General features: G+C 53.4%; 23 protein-coding genes. 5 read left to right on the top strand and 18 right to left on the bottom strand.

The genetic code is table 11. The features are described 5' to 3' along the window. Nucleotides 1-179: 179 nt before the first annotated feature. The 11 genes from GX030_05255 to GX030_05205 are packed head-to-tail and all read right to left on the bottom strand — an operon-like array spanning nucleotide 180 to nucleotide 10,589. Entirely contained in the window at nucleotides 180-1,382 is a 1,203-nt protein-coding gene (locus tag GX030_05255; GenBank protein NLV91789.1) for a hypothetical protein, read from the bottom strand. Nucleotides 1,383-1,437: 55 nt separating this feature from the next. Then, nucleotides 1,438-2,328, bottom strand: coding sequence for a lysophospholipid acyltransferase family protein (locus GX030_05250; GenBank protein ID NLV91788.1), 891 nt, complete (start codon nucleotides 2,326-2,328; stop codon nucleotides 1,438-1,440). A 10-nt stretch (nucleotides 2,329-2,338) separates the two neighbouring features. Then, on the bottom strand, nucleotides 2,339-2,824 hold the full coding sequence (locus GX030_05245) for an HAD hydrolase family protein (GenBank protein NLV91787.1): 486 nt from the start codon (nucleotides 2,822-2,824) through the stop codon (nucleotides 2,339-2,341). Between the two features lie 30 nt (nucleotides 2,825-2,854). Further along, nucleotides 2,855-3,850: a KpsF/GutQ family sugar-phosphate isomerase gene (locus GX030_05240; GenBank protein ID NLV91786.1), complete on the bottom strand. Its 996-nt coding sequence runs from the start codon at nucleotides 3,848-3,850 to the stop codon at nucleotides 2,855-2,857. Between the two features lie 25 nt (nucleotides 3,851-3,875). Next, nucleotides 3,876-4,706, bottom strand: a complete 831-nt coding sequence (gene kdsA, locus GX030_05235) for a 3-deoxy-8-phosphooctulonate synthase (protein NLV91785.1) — start codon at nucleotides 4,704-4,706, stop codon at nucleotides 3,876-3,878. A gap of 35 nt (nucleotides 4,707-4,741) precedes the next feature. Next, on the bottom strand, nucleotides 4,742-5,473 hold the full coding sequence (kdsB, locus tag GX030_05230; GenBank protein ID NLV91784.1) for a 3-deoxy-manno-octulosonate cytidylyltransferase: 732 nt from the start codon (nucleotides 5,471-5,473) through the stop codon (nucleotides 4,742-4,744). A 51-nt stretch (nucleotides 5,474-5,524) separates the two neighbouring features. Further along, nucleotides 5,525-6,670: a tetraacyldisaccharide 4'-kinase gene (lpxK, locus tag GX030_05225; GenBank protein ID NLV91783.1), complete on the bottom strand. Its 1,146-nt coding sequence runs from the start codon at nucleotides 6,668-6,670 to the stop codon at nucleotides 5,525-5,527. Between the two features lie 30 nt (nucleotides 6,671-6,700). Continuing rightward, entirely contained in the window at nucleotides 6,701-8,440 is a 1,740-nt protein-coding gene (locus GX030_05220) for an ABC transporter ATP-binding protein (protein NLV91782.1), read from the bottom strand. Nucleotides 8,441-8,488: 48 nt separating this feature from the next. Next, nucleotides 8,489-8,965 (bottom strand): adenylyltransferase/cytidyltransferase family protein, encoded by a 477-nt coding sequence (locus GX030_05215; protein ID NLV91781.1) that lies wholly within the window; start codon nucleotides 8,963-8,965, stop codon nucleotides 8,489-8,491. A 17-nt stretch (nucleotides 8,966-8,982) separates the two neighbouring features. Then, on the bottom strand, nucleotides 8,983-10,005 hold the full coding sequence (locus GX030_05210) for a carbohydrate kinase (GenBank protein NLV91780.1): 1,023 nt from the start codon (nucleotides 10,003-10,005) through the stop codon (nucleotides 8,983-8,985). Beyond that, complete coding sequence (locus GX030_05205; protein NLV91779.1) at nucleotides 10,002-10,589, bottom strand: HAD family hydrolase; 588 nt, start codon at nucleotides 10,587-10,589, stop codon at nucleotides 10,002-10,004. Before GX030_05205 ends, GX030_05210 begins: the two co-directional genes overlap by 4 nt. A gap of 244 nt (nucleotides 10,590-10,833) precedes the next feature. Here GX030_05205 and GX030_05200 point away from each other — a divergent pair, with 244 nt between their 5' ends. The 3 genes from GX030_05200 to GX030_05190 all read left to right on the top strand — a co-directional run bounded on the left by GX030_05200 (nucleotide 10,834) and on the right by GX030_05190 (nucleotide 12,532). Continuing rightward, entirely contained in the window at nucleotides 10,834-11,172 is a 339-nt protein-coding gene (locus GX030_05200) for an MGMT family protein (protein ID NLV91778.1), read from the top strand. Nucleotides 11,173-11,224: 52 nt separating this feature from the next. Beyond that, complete coding sequence (locus GX030_05195) at nucleotides 11,225-11,728, top strand: hypothetical protein (GenBank protein NLV91777.1); 504 nt, start codon at nucleotides 11,225-11,227, stop codon at nucleotides 11,726-11,728. 270 nt (nucleotides 11,729-11,998) lie between these two features. Then, nucleotides 11,999-12,532, top strand: coding sequence for a hypothetical protein (locus GX030_05190; GenBank protein ID NLV91776.1), 534 nt, complete (start codon nucleotides 11,999-12,001; stop codon nucleotides 12,530-12,532). A gap of 235 nt (nucleotides 12,533-12,767) precedes the next feature. On the opposite strand, the gene hcp is transcribed toward GX030_05190, so the two are convergent. The 5 genes from hcp to GX030_05165 all read right to left on the bottom strand — a co-directional run bounded on the left by hcp (nucleotide 12,768) and on the right by GX030_05165 (nucleotide 19,694). Then, complete coding sequence (gene hcp / locus GX030_05185; protein NLV91775.1) at nucleotides 12,768-14,417, bottom strand: hydroxylamine reductase; 1,650 nt, start codon at nucleotides 14,415-14,417, stop codon at nucleotides 12,768-12,770. Nucleotides 14,418-14,735: 318 nt separating this feature from the next. Beyond that, nucleotides 14,736-15,557 (bottom strand): TMEM165/GDT1 family protein, encoded by an 822-nt coding sequence (locus GX030_05180; protein ID NLV91774.1) that lies wholly within the window; start codon nucleotides 15,555-15,557, stop codon nucleotides 14,736-14,738. An 18-nt stretch (nucleotides 15,558-15,575) separates the two neighbouring features. Then, the gene (locus GX030_05175) at nucleotides 15,576-15,851 is read right to left on the bottom strand and encodes a TMEM165/GDT1 family protein (protein NLV91773.1); all 276 of its coding nucleotides are present in this window, start codon (nucleotides 15,849-15,851) and stop codon (nucleotides 15,576-15,578) included. Between the two features lie 146 nt (nucleotides 15,852-15,997). Beyond that, entirely contained in the window at nucleotides 15,998-17,245 is a 1,248-nt protein-coding gene (locus GX030_05170) for a LysM peptidoglycan-binding domain-containing protein (GenBank protein ID NLV91772.1), read from the bottom strand. A gap of 145 nt (nucleotides 17,246-17,390) precedes the next feature. Continuing rightward, the gene (locus GX030_05165) at nucleotides 17,391-19,694 is read right to left on the bottom strand and encodes a glycosyl hydrolase (GenBank protein ID NLV91771.1); all 2,304 of its coding nucleotides are present in this window, start codon (nucleotides 19,692-19,694) and stop codon (nucleotides 17,391-17,393) included. Nucleotides 19,695-19,823: 129 nt separating this feature from the next. Between GX030_05165 and GX030_05160 the strand changes: the two genes are divergently transcribed. Next, on the top strand, nucleotides 19,824-20,645 hold the full coding sequence (locus GX030_05160) for an SDR family oxidoreductase (GenBank protein NLV91770.1): 822 nt from the start codon (nucleotides 19,824-19,826) through the stop codon (nucleotides 20,643-20,645). 5 nt (nucleotides 20,646-20,650) lie between these two features. Then, nucleotides 20,651-21,853: a starvation-sensing protein RspA gene (locus tag GX030_05155; GenBank protein NLV91769.1), complete on the top strand. Its 1,203-nt coding sequence runs from the start codon at nucleotides 20,651-20,653 to the stop codon at nucleotides 21,851-21,853. A 114-nt stretch (nucleotides 21,854-21,967) separates the two neighbouring features. On the opposite strand, the gene GX030_05150 is transcribed toward GX030_05155, so the two are convergent. Beyond that, nucleotides 21,968-22,591: a chloramphenicol phosphotransferase gene (locus GX030_05150; GenBank protein ID NLV91768.1), complete on the bottom strand. Its 624-nt coding sequence runs from the start codon at nucleotides 22,589-22,591 to the stop codon at nucleotides 21,968-21,970. 17 nt (nucleotides 22,592-22,608) lie between these two features. Beyond that, nucleotides 22,609-23,448 (bottom strand): AAA family ATPase, encoded by an 840-nt coding sequence (locus GX030_05145; GenBank protein NLV91767.1) that lies wholly within the window; start codon nucleotides 23,446-23,448, stop codon nucleotides 22,609-22,611. Nucleotides 23,449-23,637: the final 189 nt, after the last annotated feature.

Below are 23,637 nucleotides of genomic sequence, written 5' to 3'. Positions count from 1 at the left end.
TAATGGGCATGGACCCCAGCAAAGACCAATCCTGGAATCCCGTCAAACACGCCACCCTTCAGTACATAGAACTTCAGAAAGTCAATGACAGGACGCAGAAACAGGTCCCAATACCCACACTTCCTCCTCTGATCCAACGGTGTGTAGCAGTGAAAGGAGAATTCGACCCGTGACTTACGCTATGGACTCACTGTTTCGCTACTCTCGTCTTTGTGATGCAAACCGATGGAATATGCTAGTCCAGCTAGGCAACACATGGACGTTCCCACTAAAGTACGTAAGAAGGCGGTATCAACCAGCCCATGAATCAGGACAGTTACAGCAGCGAGTAGGGTACCTAGAGAAATCCCGAATTCTAAGTCCTGATCTGACGTGCTAAGCTGCGCATAGATCACCCTACATATCAATACGCCTAACCAAAGACAAGCACCAAAACCCAGCAAGCCCAATTCCGCAAGAACCTGAAGGAATACACTGTGGGCACTCACGAAATCTCCGGCACCAGGCAAGCGAAACTTCTCATATTGAGCAGAAAATCCCCCAGGCCCTTGACCCACTATTGGGCTATCGAGAAACATATCCCAGGCTGTTTGCCACAGTAGAATTCGTTGCCGATTGGAACTGTTTTCGAGATCAGCGATCTGCCGGAAACGCTGAAATAACATGTCGGGGGTGAGTGCAACCAGTACAACACAAATGATTAAGCTAACTACTAGCACCGCTTTCTTGTTCTTGGCTTTGCTCATAAGCATCGTGAACAGGACAAATCCAGATGCCACTAATCCGATAATAGCACCCCGAGAAAAAGTTACCACAGTTGCACCAAGCCCTAGCAACGTGGTACAAGAGAAAACGAACTGCCACAACCGACTCTTGACACCGGTCAGTAATCCCACACTCAGTGCTGTGAGTACAGCAAAATATCCTGCAACAACATTGGGATTATAGGAAAACGAATACACTCGTCGGATCGAGAGCCAGCCATACTGATAAATTCCGTATCCGGCTGAGATAAGACCAGTAACCAGCATGATTGCAGTCAGCCATCGCCGCCGTGAGTCGGTCCGTGCCGTCAATGCTACAGCCACAAACACCGTCACATACTTAACCAAGGGGCTAAGAAATTTGTGCAGACCCCTTCCTTTGTCAGCTGCAAAGAACAGCGAGAGAAGTCCTGCAATCAATAGGGCCAGGATAGGTTGCCAGATACCCCGATCGAGGCCCCTGACACTACGGGTGATGACAAAAGTCGCAACAAGAACAATCAGAATCAGTCCTGCAAAGATGTTAATACCGGCTTCTGAAAAAGGAATTACAACAAACAAAGCAATGATCAGTCCATACAAAACCTTATCCAAAATATCAAGGGTCCGTTGTTGCATAAGATTCCTACCTTTCTACATCACTGCACAAGGCAAGTACTAGAGAAAACTCCTTCTATGTTTCCCTCGATTCCTCTGCGGAGAGCGGCTTTGTCTTCCACCGGCGATGGATCCAGAACCACTGCTCTGGATACTGGCGAATAGTATCCTCTAGGGTTGTAGTCAACTCTTGCAGCTGGTTCTGCATCTCCTCAATCGAAGCATCGGGCGCAACCTGTCGCGGTGGACAAAATACCAGTCTGTAACCGGGACGACCAGTGCGAACGAAAAAGGCGGGCACGATCGGAGCTCCCAAGCGCTGGGCCAGCTGCACCGGTCCAGAAAAGGTCGACGAAGGCTGATTGAAAAAGTCGACAAACCATCCCCTGCCTCTGGCATCCTGGTCCGCCAACAGGGCCAACATCCGTCCCTGCTTCAAGGCCCGAAAGGCTGCTCGCAGGGAAAAACCACGCTCGTGAATCCGAAGGCCGTATTGGCGTCGAACTTCAGCCATGAACTCGTCTGCCCCCGAACTATTCTGCTTGCGGGCTACTGCATCCACAGGATAGCCCAAGCTAGCCACGACTGCCCCCATCAGCTCCCAATTGCCAAAATGACCGGTGAAGACCACTACTCCCTTTCCCTCTGCCAGAGCCTGTTCTAAATGCTCGATGCCCTCGATTTCAACATGCCGATGGACAAATTTCTTAGTGACCCTGGGAATCAGCAGGATTTCTGCTGTGGTAAGGCCCAGGTGAGTAAAACAGCTGCGGGCCAGTTTCCTCGCCTCATCGGAACCAAGCTGCAAAGCCTTTTTGATGTTACTTTCAGCTACTTGGCGTCGACTCTTTAGACCATGGTACAAGAGCCAACCCAGAACTTTGCCCACCTTGAGCACAAGCCCGTAGGGTAAATGCACAAAGACATTGGCCCTGATCCAGAGAAACAGATTCATCCACTTGTTCATAGTAAATTCCTCATATCATGCTGCGAAGAAGGTCCTTCCAGCGATGCTGAGACTTCAGTATCAACTCGATCAGTTCCCGAACGGCACCTTCCCCGCCCTTCGCTTTGGTAACTACATCGGCATACCTCTTGACCTCCGCCACCCCATCGGCCACTGTAGCTCCCAGCCCCACCCGACGGATAATCGCCAGATCATTAAGGTCGTCTCCGATATAGGCCACTTGACTGGGCTCCAGCTGATACTTCTCCAACAGCTGTGCCATCACCGCCCACTTATCATCAATGCCCTGATGAACCTCCTCGATCCCCAACTCCCTAGCTCTGATGGTGACTATCTGCGACTCCCGACCGGTAATAATCGCAAAGACGATCCCTGCCCTTTGGGCCAAACGAATCCCAAGGCCATCCCGGGGATGGAAGCATTTCAGCTCTTCTCCATCGTTACCAAGAATAATCCGCCCATCGGTGAGTACTCCATCGACATCGGATACAACCATCTTGATTTGACGGGCTTTTGCGTACTTAATCTAGATCACCCCAGCCTTCAGTAAGTCTTGAATATTAACCATGCCGGTGGGACGGCCTTGGCCATCGATTACCGGTAGATGGGTAATCTCCTTATCTTCCATAATCCTCACTGCTGTGGTTGCCAGCTCATCCTCGGTAATGGTGATGGGATTACTGGTCATCACCGATGTTGCGGGATTGTTGAGGATGTTATCAGTAGCAGCTTCCAATCCTCGACGAATGTCGCCATCGGTGATAATCCCCAGCAAGATCCCGTCTTCATCCACCACACTGACCGCACCCATTCGACTGGAGGTCATCGCAAAAAGGGCCTGCTGAACTGTAATATCCTGGGACACAATGGGATTAGCCGACCGGACCTGCATCACATCCCGGATCCGCAGCAGCAAACGCCGCCCAAGACTTCCCCCAGGGTGATAAACCGCGAAGTCCTCGGGACGAAAATCCCTGGCCCGCAACAGGGCCATAGCCAAGGCATCGCCGTAGGCCAAGGTGGCCGTGGAACTTGAAGTCGGTGCCAACCCCAAGGGACAGGCCTCCCGCTCCACCCGACATTCAAGAATGTAATCCGCCAACTCAGCCAGGGTGGAATGGCGATTACCCGTCATCGCCACCACCGTCGCTCCAATTCGCCGAATGCTGGGAAGCAGCGCCAAGACCTCACTGGTCTCTCCGCTGTTAGACAGCATCAAGACTATGTCATCACCGGTGACCATCCCCAGGTCCCCGTGGACACCTTCCGCGGGATGGAGGAAAAAAGACGGAGTTCCAGTACTGGCAAAGGTTGCGGCCAGTTTGTTGGCAATGTGCCCCGTCTTGCCGATTCCCGTTACCACCAAACGCCCGGGACAATTGAGAATCAACTGGACAACAGTCAAGAATTCCTCCCCAATTCTTGACTGCAGGGAAAGAATTGCCTCTCCCTCCATCTTCAGGACTCTTCTAGCTTCCGAAAGAATTACCTCTTTGTCAATGGTTGTTTGTCGCGTTGCCATCTTCTAGTCATCCTTTGTCCAAGTCTTACCACGACTTAACTAGGGTATCGATTTCCTTTACCTGACGCAGCAGATCCTCTAGCTGATCTAAGGGAACCATGTTGGGTCCGTCACTCTTGGCCTTATCCGGACACTCATGGACCTCCAAGAACAGGGCATCGATACCCACCGCGGCGGCAGCCCTGGCCAGAGTCGGCACAAATTCCCTTCGGCCCGCGGAGGAAGTACCGGCCCCTCCCGGGAGTTGAACACTATGGGTGGCATCAAAGACCACAGGGTATCCGGTAGCTCTCATCCGAGGCAAAGCCGTCATGTCCACCACCAGGTTATTGTAGCCAAAGGTCACTCCCCGTTCCGTAAGGAGAATCCTTTCATTTCCAGTACCCTGGACAATCTTCTCCACGACATTATCGATATCCCAAGGAGCCAGAAACTGCCCCTTCTTGACATTAACCACCGCCTGGGTCCTGCCCGCGGCGAGAAGCAAATCCGTTTGCCGACACAAAAAGGCGGGAATTTGGATAATGTCCACCACTTCTCCGGCGACCTTGGCCTGCTCTTCGGTGTGAATATCCGTCAACACGGGGAGGGAGAATTTCTCTTTGATCCCCTGCAAGATGCGTAATCCTTCCTCCAGACCTGGGCCCCGAAAACCCTGCAGAGAAGAGCGATTGGCTTTGTCAAAGGAAGCTTTAAAGACGTAGGGTACCCCTACCCGGCCAGCAATCTCCTGAATCCGTTGAGCAGTGGTTTCGACCTGATCCTTGTCCTCGATGACACAAGGGCCGGCGATTAGGACAAAGGGACGATTACCACCGATCTTGACGGCATCGTTAACGACTACTTCTTTAACCATCGTAGTACCTCCCTGTACGGATCCCTTTCTCGATTTCATTGGGCAGTCGCTAGAATTTGTCTTACTCGCTCTAAATCCTCTACGGTATCGACACCGATGGACTGGTGGGTGGTTTCCACCACCATAATCTTGTATCCATTCTCCAAGGCCCGCAATTGCTCCAGCTTTTCCGAGGTTTCCAAAGGAGTCGGTGCCAACCGAGCAAAGGTCAAGAGAAATTCCCGGCGGTACACATACAACCCAATGTGTTTATAATACACCGGGGAACCATCGCTATCCCGATTGTAGGGAATCGGAGCTCGGGAAAAATACAAGGCCAGACCCTTCTGATCGGTAACCACTTTAACAACGTTGGGATTGGTAACTTCACTGGGATCTTCAATCCGATGCTTCAAGGTTCCCATGGGCAGATCAGGATCGGCCATCAACGGCTGCACCGCCGCATCGATGGCCTCAGAGGCTAACAGTGGTTCATCGCCCTGAATATTCACAATCAAGTCACTGTCAAGATTGGCCGCCACTTCTGCTAACCGATCGGTACCCGTGGGATGCTCCGGAGAGGTCATCACTGCCCGTCCCCCAAACTTCTCCACGGCAGCCATGATTCTGGCATCATCGGTGGCCACTATCACTTCGCTGAGCGTAGTGGCACTGGCAGCCCGTTCATATACGTGCTGAATCATCGGCTTGCCCGCTAACTCCGCCAGGGGCTTTCCAGGAAACCGAGTTGAGCTGTATCGAGCCGGAATAATACCGGTTATTTTCATCTTCCACACCTCATCTTCTCCTCCAGCTGATTCCCTTCCAAAGGAATCAGCTTAAGGGGCTATGCCTCTTAAATAGCGGGAAAACTTCCCCGGGTCCACGGGCTCCAGCCCAATAGTTAATACCCAAAAATCAACGCCGGACCGGGCAATCTCCGCTGCAATCTCCGGCGTAAACTTAACGGCATCCTTTTCCGTCACCACTACCCCTGCCGCCTGACAACTCTGAGCGGCGTCGGCCATCTTGGCAATGTCTTGCCGGGTATAACTGTGATGATCGGGAAAATCCAGACGCCTAATCACCTCGGCTCCCACGGAGTTCAAGGTCTGAGCGAAGGCCGCAGGATTGCCGATTCCACAGGCAGCGACAACGGATCGGCCCGCTAAGGAATCTACCGGCAAGGGATTTCCTCTATCTATTCCGGTCTCCGCTAACTTAAGAAGGGCCTTGGGCCGATGGACACTGGCAAAGATCGGTGCCTGGGGCGCCAAATCAGCCAGCTGCGACTCCAGCTGCCGAAGCTGAACTTGGTCGATCTGGTCGGTGCGAGTGATGATGATACTATCGGCCCGGGACAGGGCAGATACCGGTTCCCGCAGCCATCCCCGGGGCAGGACTCGTCCATTTCCAAAGGGACTTGTCCCGTCTATCACCACAATGTCAACATCCCGCTCCACCTGCCGGTGCTGAAACCCATCATCGAGAATTATAATATCGGGAGCCAGGGTGTCAATGGCCTTGGCCCCGGTCAAGGCTCGTTTCTTACCGGAAATGACCGCAACTCCCGGCAGGCTTTTGGCTAAAAGCATCGCCTCGTCCCCGGCGCCGGCTACCTCCTGCCGTACCGATTGGTAATCGGAGACGATCACCCCGTCCTCCGGTAGCTTCTCCGTAGCCTGGTACCCCCGGGTAAGAATGCAAATGCGGTATCCCATGGCATGCCAGAAACGGGCCAGGTACTGCACCACTGGAGTTTTTCCCGTTCCCCCTGCAGTAATGTTGCCCACGCTGACCACAAGGCAAGGCAAGCGGGTAGAAGTCACCCACCGCTGCCGGTAGGCCAGATCCCGCAGGGAAATCACCGACTGATACACCCAGGATAGTCCCGTCAAGCCGGCCAGTGTCATCCTCTCGGCCGGCTTCTTTGGAGTCGGATTTGAAACTAAATCTATTAAGTACTGCTGCAGTCCTTCGCCCATACTCCATTCCACCCAAGAGATATTAACAACCTACTGCTCTTGCCACTGGCCCTCATAGAGTCGGTGATAGAATCCCCCTTTGGCCAGCAGCTCCTGATGGGTCCCCACCTCTACGATTTGCCCCCGGTCAAGCACAACGATCTTGTCAGCTTCCACAATGGTAGATAATCGATGGGCAATCACCAAGGTGGTGCGATCCCGCATTAGATTTTCCAGAGCCTCCTGGACCAAAGCCTCGGATTGGGTGTCCAGGGCGGAGGTCGCCTCATCGAGAATTAAGATGCGGGGGTTTTTCAAGAGCGCTCGGGCAATGGCGATGCGCTGACGCTGCCCCCCTGACAGACCCACACCCTTCTCGCCGATGATGGTGTCATACCCATGCTCCAAGGCGCTGATAAAACCATGGGCATTGGCGGCCTGGGCGGCGGCGACTACTTCCTCCCGATCAGCCCCGAGATTTCCATAGAGAATATTATCGTAAATAGAACCGGCAAAGAGCACCGTTTCCTGGGGCACAACGGCGATGGCCTGCCTTAGGGAGGCAAGACTCAAGGTTTTGATGTCATGCCCATCAACTAAGATTTCGCCAGAGGTAACTTCATAGAACCGGGGAATAAGATCTGCTAGAGTCGACTTGCCGGCTCCACTGGGGCCCACTAAGGCCACGGTTTCACCGGGCTCGATCTCCAGGTTGATATCTCGAAGCACCAATTCCCCAGGATGGTAGCCAAAGCTGACATTTCTTAGTTCAACCCTGCCTGGGGTATCCGATGGCAGCTCCTTGGGATTGGCAATCTCAGTGATGGCCGGCCTTTGATTGAGTAAATCGACTATGCGATCTGCGGCCGCCAAGGCATTTTGCACCGTATGGGACAAGCCGCTGAGAGCCTTAAGGGGATTGATAATCATCAGGGCCAGAGTGAAGAAGGCGATCAACTCCCCCGGGGTCATGGTGCCCCGGATTACCTCATACCCTCCAAACCACAACACCAGAGTGAAACCCAGTGAAGCCAACAGCTCCACCATGGGAGACAAAGTGGCGGTCAACTGGGCGTTCTTCCGATGAGCGGCAAAGTTGGCCTCGTTTTCCCGTACAAAGCGATTGAACTCATAGTCCTCTCTAACAAAGGACTTGACGATCCGAATTCCCACCAGCCCTTCGTGGAGAACATCGTTAATGTCGGCAACGCTTTCCTGGATCCGCCGACTCATCCCCCGAATCCGGCGACTGTACTTGCGATAGACATAAACAATGCTGGGAAAGACTGCCAGAATTAACACCGTCAACTTCGGATTGAGGTACAACAAATACCCCATTCCCACCACCAGGGTAATCAAGTTATAAAACACATTAATGGCCCCGGAGACGATGGCGCCTTCCAAGATGGCGACATCGTTGACTGTTCGGGACATGATCTGCCCCACTTTGTTCTTGTCGAAAAACTCCATGGACATCGACTGTAGGTGCCGGTACAAAGCTTCCCGCAGATCCTTCATCGTTCGCTGCGCCACATAGGTGGTTAAGTATCGTTGTCCATAGTAGGCAATGCCCTTGAAGAGAAACATCCCCACCAAGGTCAGCGAGATTAGGGTCAACGGTCTCAAGGAATGTCGGGAGGTAGCGATACTGTCAATCATCGTATCCAAGAAGTCCTTGAAGAGCTTAAAGAAAAAAACAGTAACTAAAGAATGAGAAATTGTTGCCCCAATCCCAGCTACCAACCGAGTCTTGTACGGGCGGATAAAGCGCAATAGATCAATGTTCCTCAAGTCTAGTCCCCTTTCCCGGCGGCTTGGTTCCTGTGGCAATGGGTCCTGCTACCGGCCATACCTACTGACAATGCGCTCGATGATCCCGGTGGTTGACTGTCCTGCCTCTAGATCCACCAGCTCCAGCCTAGCCCCCACCCGGCGAGCCGTTTCCGCTTCTGGTAGAGGCTTGCTGCGATAGTCCCCACCCTTGACATAGACGTCGGGGCGGATTAACTCCAGCAGTGAGTTAGCCGTTGGTTCATCAAACTCCACCACATAATCCACCGGCTTAAGGGCAGCAATCACTTCCATCCGATACTCCGCCGGATTGATGGGACGCCCCGGATCCGAGATTTTCCTGACCGCGGCATCGGAGTTAATTCCCACTATTAATACAGTGCCAAAGCTTTTGGCCCGCTGTAGATAACGGACATGACCGACGTGAACCAAATCGAACCGGCCGTTGGTAAAGACGATGCGTTCTCCCTTTTCTCGCAGCTGCGCCACAATTTCCCGCAGCTCAGATGTGCTGACTACTCCCACTTTTCTCCCTACCTTCCCTAGCTGGTGATCACAGGATCCTTGGATTGACTGCGATTGTATTCTTCCACTGCCCTCTGCAATTCATCGAATTTGACGGTGACGGTGCCGATCCGGCGAATCACGATACTGGCCGCGATGTTTGCCAACAGCGCCGCCTCCCGGATGGAAGCTCCAGCGGCCAACCCCGCGGTCAAGCCCGCGATCACAGTGTCGCCCGCTCCTGTCACATCATAGACTTCACTGCGATTGAAGGCAGGAATGTGGTAGACCAGATCGTCGGACTGGGCAATGGTCATACCATCCTCTCCCCGAGTGACCACCGCTGCCTGTAACTGCAGTTGCCGCTGCAGGCTTTGGGCTATCATCTCCGCGTCCCGGTCCGTGACTAACCTTCTGCCGGTGAGGGCTTCACTCTCCGGTTTGTTGGGAGTAGCCACCGTCGCCCCGGAAAACCTCGGCAGATCATATCGAGAATCCGCGGCTGAAACGATTCCCCGGCGATTTGCCTCATCCACCAAGGCTTTGGCTAACGTCGCCGGGAACAGCCCATAGCCATAATCGGAAAACAACACCGCGTCGATCTCACCGATGGTCTCCCGTACGTAGACCAAGAGTTGCTCTGCGATCCCTGGCTCAATCTCTGTCTTGATCCCCTGGTCAATCCTAACCACCTGCTGCTTGATGGATCCCGGCTCCCCAGCCCAGACCCTGGTCTTGGTGATGGTGGGGCGTTCGGGATGGACGATCAGGCCTTCGGTACAGACACCCTTGTCCTCCAAGAGGCTGCGCAGTCCTTTACCGGTGGCATCGTTGCCCACTACCCCCACTGCATAGGCCTTAACTCCCATATCCACTAGATTAGCAATGGTGTTGGCCGCACCTCCGGCGAGAATCTTCGTCTCTTCGTGCTCCAAGATCAACACCGGTGCCTCCCGGGAAATGCGAGTGGGAATCCCGCTGACAAACTGGTCTGCGATCATATCTCCGATTACCATCACTTTGGCCTGCTTCAGATTCTGCAAGATTTGAGGTGAGATCACGCTTGTCCTCCTTCCTCGCTGTCTTGAAGAATCCACTGCACCGCAGCCAAGAGATCGTCACAGATGTAATCTGGCTTCACCGTCCAGCTGTCCCGTTCGTATTCATAGCTGCCCAAGCCATACCCCGTTAATACGAAAATTCCCTTGGCTCCCACCCGATGGGCTACCTCGACATCAGTGATCTTGTCTCCAATCATATAGGAACGAGATAAGTCCACATCCAATTCCTCTTGAGCCTGAAGCAGCATCCCGGGATTGGGCTTTCGGCATTGGCATTCCTGCCGGTAGCTTCCTTCCCCTACCCGAGGATGGTGAGGACAGTAATAGATAGCATCGAGTTTAGCGCCCTCTGCCGCGAGCAAATCCTCCAACCGCTGATGAGTCTGGTGGATGCGTTCCTCAGGAAAATATCCCCGAGCTACTCCGGCTTGGTTGGTAGCCACGATGGCCAAAAGCCCATGCTGATTCAGCAGCCTAATCGCCTCGGCACTGTTGGGCAGCAACTCCAGACGACTGGGATGATTGACATAGCCCACTTCCTTCGTGATTGTCCCATCTCTATCCATGAAAACTGCTCGCTGCATGTTAGACACCCTTCCCAAAGCCTTCCTGGCGTCACTAATTACTCCCATCAAATTACCTTGTTCAAAGCAATATTGGGTTCTTTCCCAACAAAATCCTGCCTCCACCCACAAAACCACCTGCAGTCTTTTCCAGTAGAACAAATTTGGCTGATTTCCCAACTTTTGTTACAATCACCTCAGAGCATTACCCATTGTCCTTAGTTTGACGCATTGGGGACGTTACGATGAATGAGCAGGTGATCCGATGAGGTTCTTCCAAAAAGTATATCGATTGGTGGCACAAATTCCCCCGGGGCAGGTGGCTACCTATGGCCAAATTGCCGCTTTGTTAGGCAATCCCCGCAGCGCTCGAGCCGTGGGCTGGGCGATGCGAGCCGCTCCCCAGGAGCAAAATCTTCCCTGCCATCGGGTTGTCCGCCAGGATGGGGGCCTAGCCCCGGGATTTGTCTTTGGAGGCACGGCGATTCAGCGGGCGATTTTAGCCGAGGAAGGGGTTTCCTTCCTGCCCAACGGCAAAATCGATTTATCCCAACATCTGTGGGACTGCTCCTGTCTTGACACAGACCCTAAAAAGCACCTATAGTCAAAGAAGAAGCAATCATGTCGTCCCACCGATCAAACTAGGGGGGTTTTTTGTGTTTAAGAGACTTAAGAGACTAACTAGACGAGGCATGGGAGCCTACGGAATGTTTGATCCCAATGAATACCTATTGTCCACGGGCCGCCTGGCAACGGGTTTTGGCTTATTCGGATTAGCCCTAGGGCTGATCCTCAGTATTCCCACCGGCACCGATGCTTTGTCAATCATAGCTGTTACCGTTATCTTTGGTTATCTAGGGGTCACGGGATTTTGGGGAGCTTACAATATTGATCGCTGGTTTCGTAAATACCGCTATCGCATGCCAAAGCCCGCCTGGTATGTACTCAGAGTCCTATTCATCATCCTGGGCATTATCGGCGGCGCCCTTGGATACGGTGCCATCGAACACTTCATCTTGCTGCTGGCCATGGATGCCCCCTTGGGACTCTTTGGAGCTCAGCTGATTCTCTTGCCCTTTGCCGGGCGCAAGCTCGGGCAATTGATGAAATATAACCCAGCAACTGCGGATCCCTTTAGGGATCACATTGATCTGGAATAATTGGTCAGGACAATTGCTCAGACCCCACCGCCTTACGGCGTGTGGGGTCTTTTCCTTCTACAGTCTATGGCAGTTACGTGCGACCACAGTCTAAAGATTCCAAAACCCTACCCATTAGTGCTAAAAATATGCTCACAACTACTAGGGCCAAAAGGTACTTATAGCAATATAATCAGCTAAATTTGATAAAACTCTGCCTCGGATTTTAGCCCATTTTGACTGGGCCAAGCTATTGTATGTCTGAGATCGAAAAACCAAGCAGGTATTTGAGTGAAAAAACTGATGTTAGCTTTGGCGATGGTGTTAGTCCTTTCAAGTCTGGCCTTTGCATCTGGAGGCTCTTCTGCGGAGACGGAATTGGTGATCAATATTCTGCCCTATTCCGAAGTTACCGCGCCCGAAAGCCTCGAGCTCACCATTAGTAAGCCAGGTGTAGCTGACCGAAACGGCAACGATAACCCGCACAAGATCAAGGTGGCTGCCAATATGCCTGTCAAGGTGGAACTGGGTTTCGATCACAACAAGTGGGAGTTACCAGAAGGGGTATATGAGAAGGATCTCTGGGGATGGGACGGAGACAAAGATGATTGGTTGATTTCACCTAATATCATCACCGATAACGGAAATGCCTTTGGTGGTTACGCCCCAATTGAACCCTTTGTGTTCTCTAACCCCGGTAGACATGAAGTAGAATTTTGGGTAGAAGCAACGGTAAACAAAAACAAGGATTGGACTAGACTCCCCGCGGGAGACGGCGTGATTAAGGGCGTGATCCTCGCTACTGTTTCTGCATTGGAGCTCTAACCTTAAATTCTCGGACATCCCGTTAAAAGATAGCCACTGTATCCTGAGATATACCTTCACCTAATTCCTTGGGCGACCTGACTTAATGCTAAGTCAGGTCGCTTCCTATTGCTCCGATTCAGATACCTAGACTTTCCTCGGTAAAGCACCGTTATCGCCAAGCTCTGGTCAATAGCAAAACACGGCAACGGGAATGTCCCGCTACCGTGTCGATTCAGATATTTGCAGTTACTGATTAGGAAGCCATAAACATCTTCAAGTCGTCTTCGACGTTGGTGATCCCACCGATACCGAAGTTCTCCACCAAGACCTTGGCTACGTTTGGCGACAGGAAGGCCGGTAGGGTCGGGCCAAGATGGATGTTCTTCACTCCCAAATACAGCAGAGCCAGCAATACGATGACGGCCTTCTGCTCATACCTGGCGATGTTGTAGGAAATTGGAAGCTCGTTAATATCCTCTAGCTCAAAGACTTCCTTCAGCTTCAAGGCGATGACTGCCAAGGAGTAGGAGTCATTACATTGACCAGCATCAAGTACCCGAGGAATACCGCCGATGTCCCCGAGATCCAGCTTATTATACCGATACTTAGCACATCCGGCAGTCAAAATCACAGTATCCTGGGGCAGCGTTTCGGCAAACTGGCTGTAGTATTCTCTACTCTTCATTCGGCCGTCACAACCAGCCATCACGAAGAAGCGCTTAATTGCGCCGGACTTAACTGCCTCAACCACCTTGTCAGCCAAACTGATCACGGTATTGTGAGCAAATCCACCGACGATCTCCCCGGTTTCCAGTTCTGTTGGCGGGGCGCACTTCTTAGCGTGCTCAATGATCTCAGAGAAGTCCTTCTTACCGCCTTCCGGCCGTGGTCCGATATGCTTCAAACCGTCAAAACCAACAACACCGGTGGTGTAAACCCGATCCTTGTAAGAGTCCTTGGGCGGAACCAGGCAGTTGGTGGTCATCAAGATGGGACCATTAAACTTCTCAAACTCTTCCGTTTGCTTCCACCAGGCGTTACCGTAGTTACCGACGAAATGGGAGTACTTCTTAAATGCCGGATAGTAGTTAGCAGGAAGCATCTCACCATGGGTATACACGTCAACACCGGTACCCTCGGTCTGCTCCAGAAGCTCCTCCAGATCCTTCAAGTCATGTCCGCTGATCAAAATGCCAGGGTTGTCGCGCACACCAATATTGACCTTGGTAACCTCCGGATTGCCATAGGTAGATGTATTGGCTTCATCCAGTAATGCCATCACATCGACGCCATGCTTACCGGTTTCCATAGTCAAGGCGATCAAATCGTCAACGTTGAGGGAATGATCCAGGGTTGCTGCCAAAGCCCGTTGCATAAAGGCTGCCAGTTCATCATTGCTGTAACCTAGGACCAAAGCGTGCTCTGCATAAGCAGCCATTCCCTTGAGGCCGTAGGTAATTAGCTCGCGCAAGGAACGAACATCCTCGTTTTCCGTGGCCAGGATACCCACCTGGGCTCCCTTAGCTTCGAAGTCTTCAACGGATTCTGCGGTCCAAGTGGCTGCCTCGGGTAGCTTCTCCGGCAACGAACCGCCAGCCTTAACCACTGCGGCTTTAACTTCGTCTCGCAGCTGCAAGGCCTCGCGCACCTGTTTGACAAAATAGGTCCGATCGAAGTTGGCATTGGTAATCGTTGCAAAGAGGCTCTCAATAATGAACCTGTCGACCTTGCCCAGATCTACTCCCAACTCCCGAGCCTTAGTGGAGTAAAAGGAAATACCCTTCAGGGTGAAAATGAGAAGATCCTGCAAATTCGCTACATCGCTGGTCTTACCACAGACTCCCCGTACGGTACAACCGGTACCTTTAGCCGCTTCTTGGCACTGAAAACAAAACATGCTCATCCTCTTACCTACCTCCGTATGTTGTTCTATCATTCGCATTGCTAGCATATCAGAAGGTTCGAGGTGAAATCTTTGATCTAGATCAAATTCCAAGTGAATTTATCGGATATGTTTTTCCAGAGTGGTAAGGTTTTGTTACTCTTCCGTAAACTGACCTCTATCCTGACGCTTTCAGTCCTTATCTCTACCTTCCGATCTACCTCCACGGGCTAGGCCGCAGCCTTGCAGTAACGACACCGTATCTTTACCCGGGACAAGCCTTGGAAAAACCCGGAAACAAAAAAGCTGCCGCCAGCCACAAGCCAACGGCAACTTTTCTTAAGCCGACACCCTTTGTTCCAGAGCCTCAGCCAAAGGGCGATCCTTTTTTCGCAATAGGGCCAAATACTTAGCTTGGTTGCCATCAAAGGGCAGGATCTCACCAAAGTAGATCAGCTCTAGAGCCTGTCGCGCCCGATGAAAGGCACAACTGGGCAAATGGTTTCCTCGACAATTGAAGCACTCCATGGCCGCAATTTGCAGAGCTTGTCCCACCTTCTTGCGCTCGAAGGGCTTATCGAAATCCTTAGGCAACGGCAGGTCACCGGCAAAACCCCTGGCTCCATCACTGGCAACGGCATCTAGCGCGGCTTTGGCATAGCCAATCAGGCAGTCAGTACTTTCACAACCACCGCAAGCCTTTGAGCCCAAGCAGACCTCAGATACGGCCCCCCGCACTAATTCGGCCCTGGCCTTGATTTCCCGGGCCGCCTGGCGGAGGGGACTAATGCCTTGGAGCCGATGCTGCCTTATGGTCCGCCGCATCAACAAGATGTTTGCACCCAGAATGATACTCAGCGCAACTGCCACCGTCGGCAGTGAGAGGTATTCCCCTGGGACAACGTCATACAGAGCCACCAACCCAAAAACAGTGAACACGGCCGAGGAAGCCAATTTAATCGCCAGATCGGGAATCCTGTCCCCTAGTTTAGTACCGATAAAAATCCCGACACTGCTGGTTAACACCATCCCACTAACGGTCCCCAGCAGGGTGAAAATAGGATAAGTGGACGCGGTGGCTAGGGTAATCGCCGTCAGCTGGGTCTTGTCCCCTAACTCCCCAACAAAAAAGGCCAAGGCCACCGTCCACAAAGGACTCAACCCTTTGCGAGCTTCCTCTTACTCATCGTCAGCGGAAGCAGTCAAGGTCCAAAGGCCAAATCCCAGGAAGGAGATGGCAGCAACCAGGCGCAGCATCGTCAGGGGAATCACTGTAGCCAACAGGGTTCCTAACAATACCGCCAAACCGTGATTGAGCAGGGAACCGATGCCAACGCCCAGGAGTACTTGCCCCACAGCAAATCGAGTGGCAAAGGTCATCGCCAGGATCTGGGTCTTGTCGCCCATTTCAGCCATGAAAATCAAGAAGGTAGCGCGCAAATAGTCTTGAATCATTGTCTCTCTCCTCTAGCCCCAAATAAGAAGAGTTTCGAGAAAAGGACACAGTCCCCTGCCGCTAAAATCAGTTATTACCGCCGAAATAAGGGTACAGTCGACTTTGCCAGCAAAGGCAGTCTCCTGTACCCACTAAGCTTACACCCTTACACCGTTGCCGCGTACATCAAGATCCCCACATTGTCGTTCCAGATCTCCGGCAGTTGCCAAAGGGGCGAAGGATTCTCCCCTCGAGCAACTTCAATGGTGAATCCCGGTCGCCGATAGGCCAGGATGAACCAATCCTTGTAACCGGCATTGCTGCTGTACTCTCCCGGTTCATCTAAAGGGGTATAGCCCGACAACCGCTGAAATTGCTGCACTATCTGCCTGGATTCCGGCGGTGCCAACCCCAGATAGTTCCAATAGATCACCTCTCCACGGGTATGATAGGCCAGCACCAGTCGGAAATCATGGGACCTAGTGAGATTGGCGATGGCCCTGGACTCCGGCTCTGACTCCGGAGCAGGTCCCGCGTAATCTTCCGGAGCCGGGCCTGGAGGTCCCTGTTGTCTGGCTAACTCCCAGTTGGCCTGGTACTGCCGATTGAGGTCAACGCCCCTGATATTGGCTTTCCACATAGTAAAGTTAGTCGATCCGCCGTTCCATTGGATTAGCTGGGAACGGAAGGGATTATCCGGTCCTACTCCGTTGATCACGATGTCTACCCCATCGGGATTCACCATCGGAACAATATAAATGCTGGCAGCGTTGTAAAGTTCCCGTACGTTGTGACCCGCCAAGGACCCTCCACTTTGATAAGCCCGGGCATACTCTTCAATAAACTTCATCAGCAAAGGAGTGGTAATCCATTCCCTGGCATGATGGGAACCGTTGTAATGGTACTCTCTCGGGCCTTGGCCCAATCTAATCATGGTAAGGTCCCGACCCAACACCGAAGAGCCAATGGAAGAAACCTGAAGAAAAGGATATTGCTGTCTTAGCCTTTGGAGATCCTCCTGCATCACATCGTAATCGTAGGGAATATCGGTGCGAACAATTCCTTGGGCCGGCGCCGGTGTCGGCGTCTGGGGAATATTCACCACCTGACCTACCTGCAGATTGGTGGGATCTAACTGGGGATTTGCCCTAATTAGCTCTCCCAGATCAACGCCGAAGCGTTGAGCAATACTCCACATGGTATCCCCCGGCTGGACAGTGTACTGCTGCTGCGCGGGCCGAAGGGATGGGGAAGTCCTCCCATGAACCCTTCCCGTAGGGAGTTGAATCACCTGTCCCACCTGAAGTTGGTGGAGATGGATTCCGGGATTGACCCTCACCAAGTCCTGGACCGTCAACCCAAAGCGGCGGGCGATTAAAGTCAAAGTGTCACCATATCGAACCACATAGGTCATCACTGTCACCACTCTCCTGGAAGTCCTTGACCTCCAACTACTTACTTGGCTCCTACAGTGTATGCCTCAAGATAGGATGGTGCTCCCTCCTGGACTCAGACAAAGGGCGCCACCAAAGGGTAGCGCCCGTGCCCGCTTCTTAGTCCTAGGAATTAGCGGCAGCAATCATTTGCTCCAAATGTTCCTCCGTTAATCGTCCCTGGCTAAAGGAGACTAATTTCTTGATGGGCATCGCCGAAAACATCGCCGCCAGCTCACTATCACTGCTCATAAACATCTCCAGCTGCTCTGGTGGCAGTACCGACTGGAGAACCTGCCGTCCCTTCTCATCGTTCATCCAGTCCTTGATGGAGGAATCTCGGGTTAAGGGCCGGCGCCATTGGCGGGTGGCTTCGATGTGCACTGCAGCCGACAACACAGTTTCCGCAGCCGACTTGGCAACCAGGATGTCGTAGTCCCCCTCCTCCACCACCCAATCGCGGTAGGCAGGATCATAATAGGCAAAATCCCGAGGCTGCAGCTGCAGTTGTACCTGTTTTGCCTGCCCAGGTTCGAGATAGACCTTGGCAAAGGCCTTTAGTTCCTTCTCGGGACGAACCAACCTCGACTGATGGGGGCGAACATAGAGCTGCACCACTTCCTTGCCGGCAACCTCACCGACGTTGGTGACTGTTAGGGAGACCGTCAAACTGTCGGTATCTTTGAGCTCCTGGCAGCTAAGCTCTAGACCTTCGTAGGCAAACTTGGTGTAGGACAAGCCGTAGCCAAAGGGAAACAGCGGTCTGATGCCCTTTTTGTCATAGTAGCGGTAGCCCACGAACAGGCCTTCTCCATACCGTACTACCCCATTCTCCCCTGGGAAGTTGAGGTAGGAAGGATTATCCCGCAGGGTCATGGGGAAGGTTTCCGCCAACCGACCGGAAGGGTTAACTTTGCCAAAGAGAATGTCGGCGATTGCCCCTCCCCCGGCCTGTCCCGGCAGCCAAGCCTCCAGGACCGCCGGCACGGACCCAATCCAGGGAGTCATCGCCACGGCAGAGCCGTTGTTGAGTACAACCACCGTCCGTGGCTGAACTCGGGCCACAGCTTCAATGAGCTGAACCTGATTTTCCGGCAAATTGATATGGGGGCGATCGTAACCCTCCGATTCAATGCGATCCGGCAAGCCAGCAAACACCACCGCCACCGAAGCCCGTCGGGCATTGTCCACTGCCTCGGCAATTAGTTGGGGATCCGCTTCACCGCTTTCCAGATAACCTGGAGCGTAGGTTACCCGCACCGCGGGTGCAGCAGCTGCCCTAATCTCCTCTAAGGGAATGTCCAGTCGACGGGGATTAACTTTAGAGCTACCGCCACCCTGGAATCGAGGCGTCATGGCAAAATGCCCGATCACCGCCAACTCCTCTAATTGGTCAATCTGCAGGGGCAAGGTTTGGTCATAGTTTTTCAACAGGACCATACTTTCGGCCGCGGCCCTTCGAGCCAGAGCATGATGAGCATCCCAGTCCACAGGCTCCTTGGTTTTCTGCCCCTCAAGAGCCTGAAACAGCACCGTCAGATACCGCCGTACCGTCTCATCGAGAACAGCTTCGTCCAATTCTCCCCGCTGCACTGCCTCGACAATTCGGCGATCATTGGCCGGTGCCGGCCCCGGCATTTCTAAATCTAGACCGGCCTTGAGACCGACAACTCGATCCTCCGTCGCACCCCAATCGGAGACCACAAATCCTTCAAAACCCCACTCCTCCCGGAGAATATCCGTCAGGAGATAGGAGTTTTCCGATCCATAGACACCGTTGATCCGGTTGTAGGCACACATCACCGTCCAGGGTTTGGCTTCTTTTACCACTTGCTCAAATCCCGATAAGTAGATTTCCCGCAGCGTGCGCTCGTCGATGTGGGCATCGATGGTCATCCGCTCAAACTCCTGATTATTCGCGGCAAAGTGTTTCAGGGAGGCACCCACCCCTCGTTCCTGTAATCCTTGCACGAAAGCCGTTCCCATCTGCCCCGTCAAATAGGGGTCTTCAGAATAATATTCAAAGTTTCTTCCTCCCAGGGGTGAGCGTTTCAAATTAATGCCCGGTCCCAGGAGAACATGAACCCCCATTTCCTTACATTCAGCTGCAAGGGCCTGCCCGATCTCCTTCACCAGCTGGGGATCCCAGGATGAAGCCACCGCGGCATTGGTGGGAAAGCAGGTGGCCGGTCGATTGTTCCACTCCAAGGTTTCCGGCTTCTCTGCCAAACGAACCCCGTGGGGTCCATCGGTTACTAACATCGCGGGCAAGCCCAATCGCTGGATGGCCTGGGTATGCCAGGGTCCTTGGCCAGAACACAGGGCCGCCTTCTCCTCTAGGGTCATCTCAGAGATCAACTTGGCAATCTTCTCCTGTACCGTCACCGCTATGCATCTCCTTTCCTCTCGCGCAATTCTGATAGTTTCCATTTTTTCTTCGGCGCAGGGTCGGTGAGTTCCTGGACAAAATCATCCCAGTCCTCAAGGGGATCGATAAGTTATGTAGTAAGTACTGCTAACCAAAACATTGACCGGTCCTTTGGAGGGAGGTATATTGCGATGACAACCAGTCGAGGTCACAGAACTGCCCTGGTAACGGGAGGAAGTCGCGGTATCGGAAGAGGCATCGCCCTCACCCTAGCCCAAAAGGGGTATGATGTAGCCCTCACCTATGCCACGGCCCGAGACAGTGCCCTGGAAGTTGCCCGATTAATCCAAGACGAGTACGACCGTGAATGCTATGTGATGCAGGCTAGCCTCGAAGATCCCAGGATTCCAGCCCAAGTAGTCCAATGGGCCATCGAGAGTCTGGGGCACTTGGACGTCCTGGTCAACAACGCCGGCGTCACTATCCTGGGCTCCATCACGGAAATGGAACCGGAGAAGATGGACTACCTAATCAACCTGAATTTCAAGGCCTATCTCCTGGCAGCCCAAGAGGCAGCTAAACATATGATTGCCCACGGGATTCCGGGAAATATCATCTTTATCTCCTCCACCCGCGGGGAAAGGGCTTACCCCAGGGATTGGCTCTATGGAGGACTAAAAGCCGCCATCAATCGGGCCACCCAGGCCATCGCTCTGGATTTGGCTCCCCATGGGATCCGGGTAAACAGCGTAGCACCAGGCGCAACCCAAATCAGGGAGCCTCAGCCTGGAGCCCCATACGTGGACTATCTAGCGAAGCGAATCCCCTTGGGGCGAAAGGGGACGCCCCAGGACATTGGCAATGCCGTGGCCTGGCTCTGTTCGGAAAAAGCTTCCTATATCACGGGAATTACCCTCAAGGTCGATGGCGGATTGATCCTACCGGGAATGCCGGAGCATCCCGGCCAACACGTGGATCAAGGCTGGGGATTTGTTCATACTGAGGAGGAGTGAAAAAAGTGTCAAAACTGGTTGTGACAGATGTCAAGACCATCCTGACGGCACCGGCGGGAATCGACTTAGTTGTAGTTAAGGTGGAAACATCAGAGCCGGGACTATATGGTTTGGGGTGTGCCACCTTTACCCAACGGGCCTTGGCGGTCAAGTCCGCGGTCGATGATTACCTAAGGCCCTTTCTAATTGGCAAAGACCCCCGCCGCATAGAAGACATCTGGCAGTCAGCCAATGTCAGCGGTTACTGGCGAAACGGTCCAGTACTAAACAATGCCTTGTCAGGCATTGATATGGCCCTGTGGGACATTAAGGGGAAACTCGCCGGGATGCCGGTCTATGAGCTCTTGGGCGGGAAGTGCCGGGAGGGTGTGGCGCTCTATCGTCATGCCAGCGGATCCGATCCCGTTGCCCTGGAGGACAAAGTTAGAGAGTACATGGAGGAAGGCTATCATTTTATTCGCTGCCAAATGGGAGCCTACGGTTGGAGTGATGGGATGCGCCCTGGGCCCACTCCCCAGGTGCCGGGAGCCTATTTTGATCCCGATGCCTACGCCCAAAGCGTGCCCCAGATGTTTGCCCATCTGAGAAAGACCATCGGCTTTGGTGTCGAGCTGCTCCATGACGTCCATGAACGCCTCACCCCCATCGAAGCGGTGCGCCTTGCCAAGCAGGTGGAGCCCTATCGCTTGTTCTTCCTTGAAGATCCCTTGGCCCCGGAGCAATTGGAATGGTTTCGCATGATCCGAAGCCAAAGTGCCACACCCATCGCAATGGGTGAGCTCTTTAACAATCCCAACGAGTGGAAGATCCTAATCACCGAGCAGTTAATTGACTTCATTCGGGTCCATATCAGCCAAATCGGTGGAATTACCCCGGCGAAAAAGCTGGCAGCACTCTGTGAAAGCTTCAGCATTCGTACCGCCTGGCACGGACCGGGAGACGTATCTCCCGTGGGTCATGTGGCCAATCTTCACCTAGACATCAGTTCCCCGAACTTTGGGATCCAGGAATGGGCGGGATTAAACGATGCACTGCGGGAGGTATTCCCGGGATGTCCCGAGGTAAGAGGGGGATACGCCTACTTAAATGACCAGCCAGGCTTGGGGATCGACATCGATGAAGCCAAGGCGGCCAAATACCCTCTTTTGAACAAAGCGCCCCAATGGCCCTTGGCCCGCACTCCCGATGGAACTGCGGTCAGGCCCTAGGCAAAAAAAGCAGTATTCACCGGATCTAGTAAACCGCCGGAGGGATAACCCCGGCGGTTTATCGTTCTCAATGAAACCACTTATCCTGCCCCAAACCTTGGTGCCTAAGGGCCGCTACTTTCCCTGGGCCTGGGCCGCAATCTGCTGAAAGGCCGAGGGGCTCGGGGGATTGGCCAGCTTGTCTTGAATCAAAGCGGCGCATTCCTGGGGCGTCAGCAGCGAGGTATCTACCTCGAGATCATAGATCCCCGGCTCATGAACGGCCTGCTGCCAGCGTAGTACCGGTTCCGGAATCGACATGTCGTCCTTGTCCTGCCAGCCAGTGGCTCGACGGCGATCCATAATTACGTCCAGGGGGCAACGCACTCCCACAAACAACACCGGCAAACCCTGTAACCGCAGAGCAGCATCCTGCAGGATACCCCGGGGCCGGCTGTACCAATCATGATGACCCACGTCCGTTACCACATTCAGGCCCATGCGGCTGTGGGCCGCGATGGACTCATACATCGCACTGTACATCTTTGTTAAAATCGGCTCCAGATCCGGTCGTTCACCCCCAGGCCGCAGGCCAATGCCCGGATGGTAGCGCTTTGGGATCATTGCCATAAATCGGTCAACCCCTAGGTTCATCCAAACACCGGCAAATTGGTCCTGAATAACTGCAGCAATACTAGACTTACCGGACCGAGGGGTACCATTAAGAATCACAATCTGGCCTAAATCCTGTGTTGGCATCCTCTTCACTCCCAGTTTCATTCTGTGCGATGTCCCGGCGCCAGCACCGTCCCCGGCGGTGAATCAAGAGGGAAATCCGCCACCGGCATCCGTACCGTGGCATCGCAGTAGATATCGTCGCACTCACAGACAAAGGACAGAATGGAGGACTTGGGATCTCCGCTGGTCCAGGGACGGGCCAAATAACCTAAGCACTGGGCCACAAAGGCCTCGTTGGCATAGCGCAGGAGAGCTCTCCGCTCCCCATTGGTCTTGGCCCTGGGTCCCTCCGCCAAGGCCGCAGCAAAGATCTCCTCAACCTGGTGAACCATCGCCTCAATTCCCTGGGAACCGTCTACCTTGATAACCGGCATCCCATATTTCCTGGCCTCCGCCTCGATCTCACCGGCTTCGATGAGGGCTCTTCTGATGTATCCCGGTTTCTTACCGGGAGGGCGATAGGTGCGGGCCTCCAAACGGGCCCTATGTACCTCCGGGGTGGGGATCAGCCAGACGGCCCGAGAGGGATCGGCTAGTTCCCGAGCCACCGGTCCCGGGCGTAGAGGTGAGCCCTCGGCCACTACCAGGGGTGATGGTGGCAGCATCCTGACGTCATCGAGAATCATAAAGCCTCTTTCTACCTTCAGGGTAATCTGCTTGATTTCCTCATCTGAGGCCGTTATCCACCGCTCTTCAGGGGTTAACCTTTCCCATCGTTCTGCCGCGGGATGCCCGGCCTGGAGGGCTCGATCTCGATGCTCCCAGGTCTTGGTGTCGGCATTGTACCAGCGAAGTCCATGCCGACGGGCGAGGCGTTGTGCGATGGTAGTTTTTCCTGAACCCGGCGGTCCTCCGATAAAAAGAGCATGTGTGATCACTGGGATTTGTTAACCTCCTCTGCCCCATTGTTTAGGAAAATCCCTTAGCCTTTCACTGCTTTTCTATTGTATCGAAGACTAACCAGCCAAAACAGTCTGCAAATATCTGGCTTGGCATGTTATACTGATGGTAGAAGCTGGGGCCCTCGAGGGCCCATTTTTTGTCTGCCGCTGGCTAAAGAAAAGGAC

The sequence above is a fragment of the Bacillota bacterium genome, assembly GCA_012727955.1.
Taxonomy (GTDB): domain Bacteria; phylum Bacillota; class Limnochordia; order DTU087; family JAAYGB01; genus JAAYGB01.
Note: the sequence above shows the minus strand (reverse complement) of the source record. Positions and strands in the feature narration are given on the sequence as shown.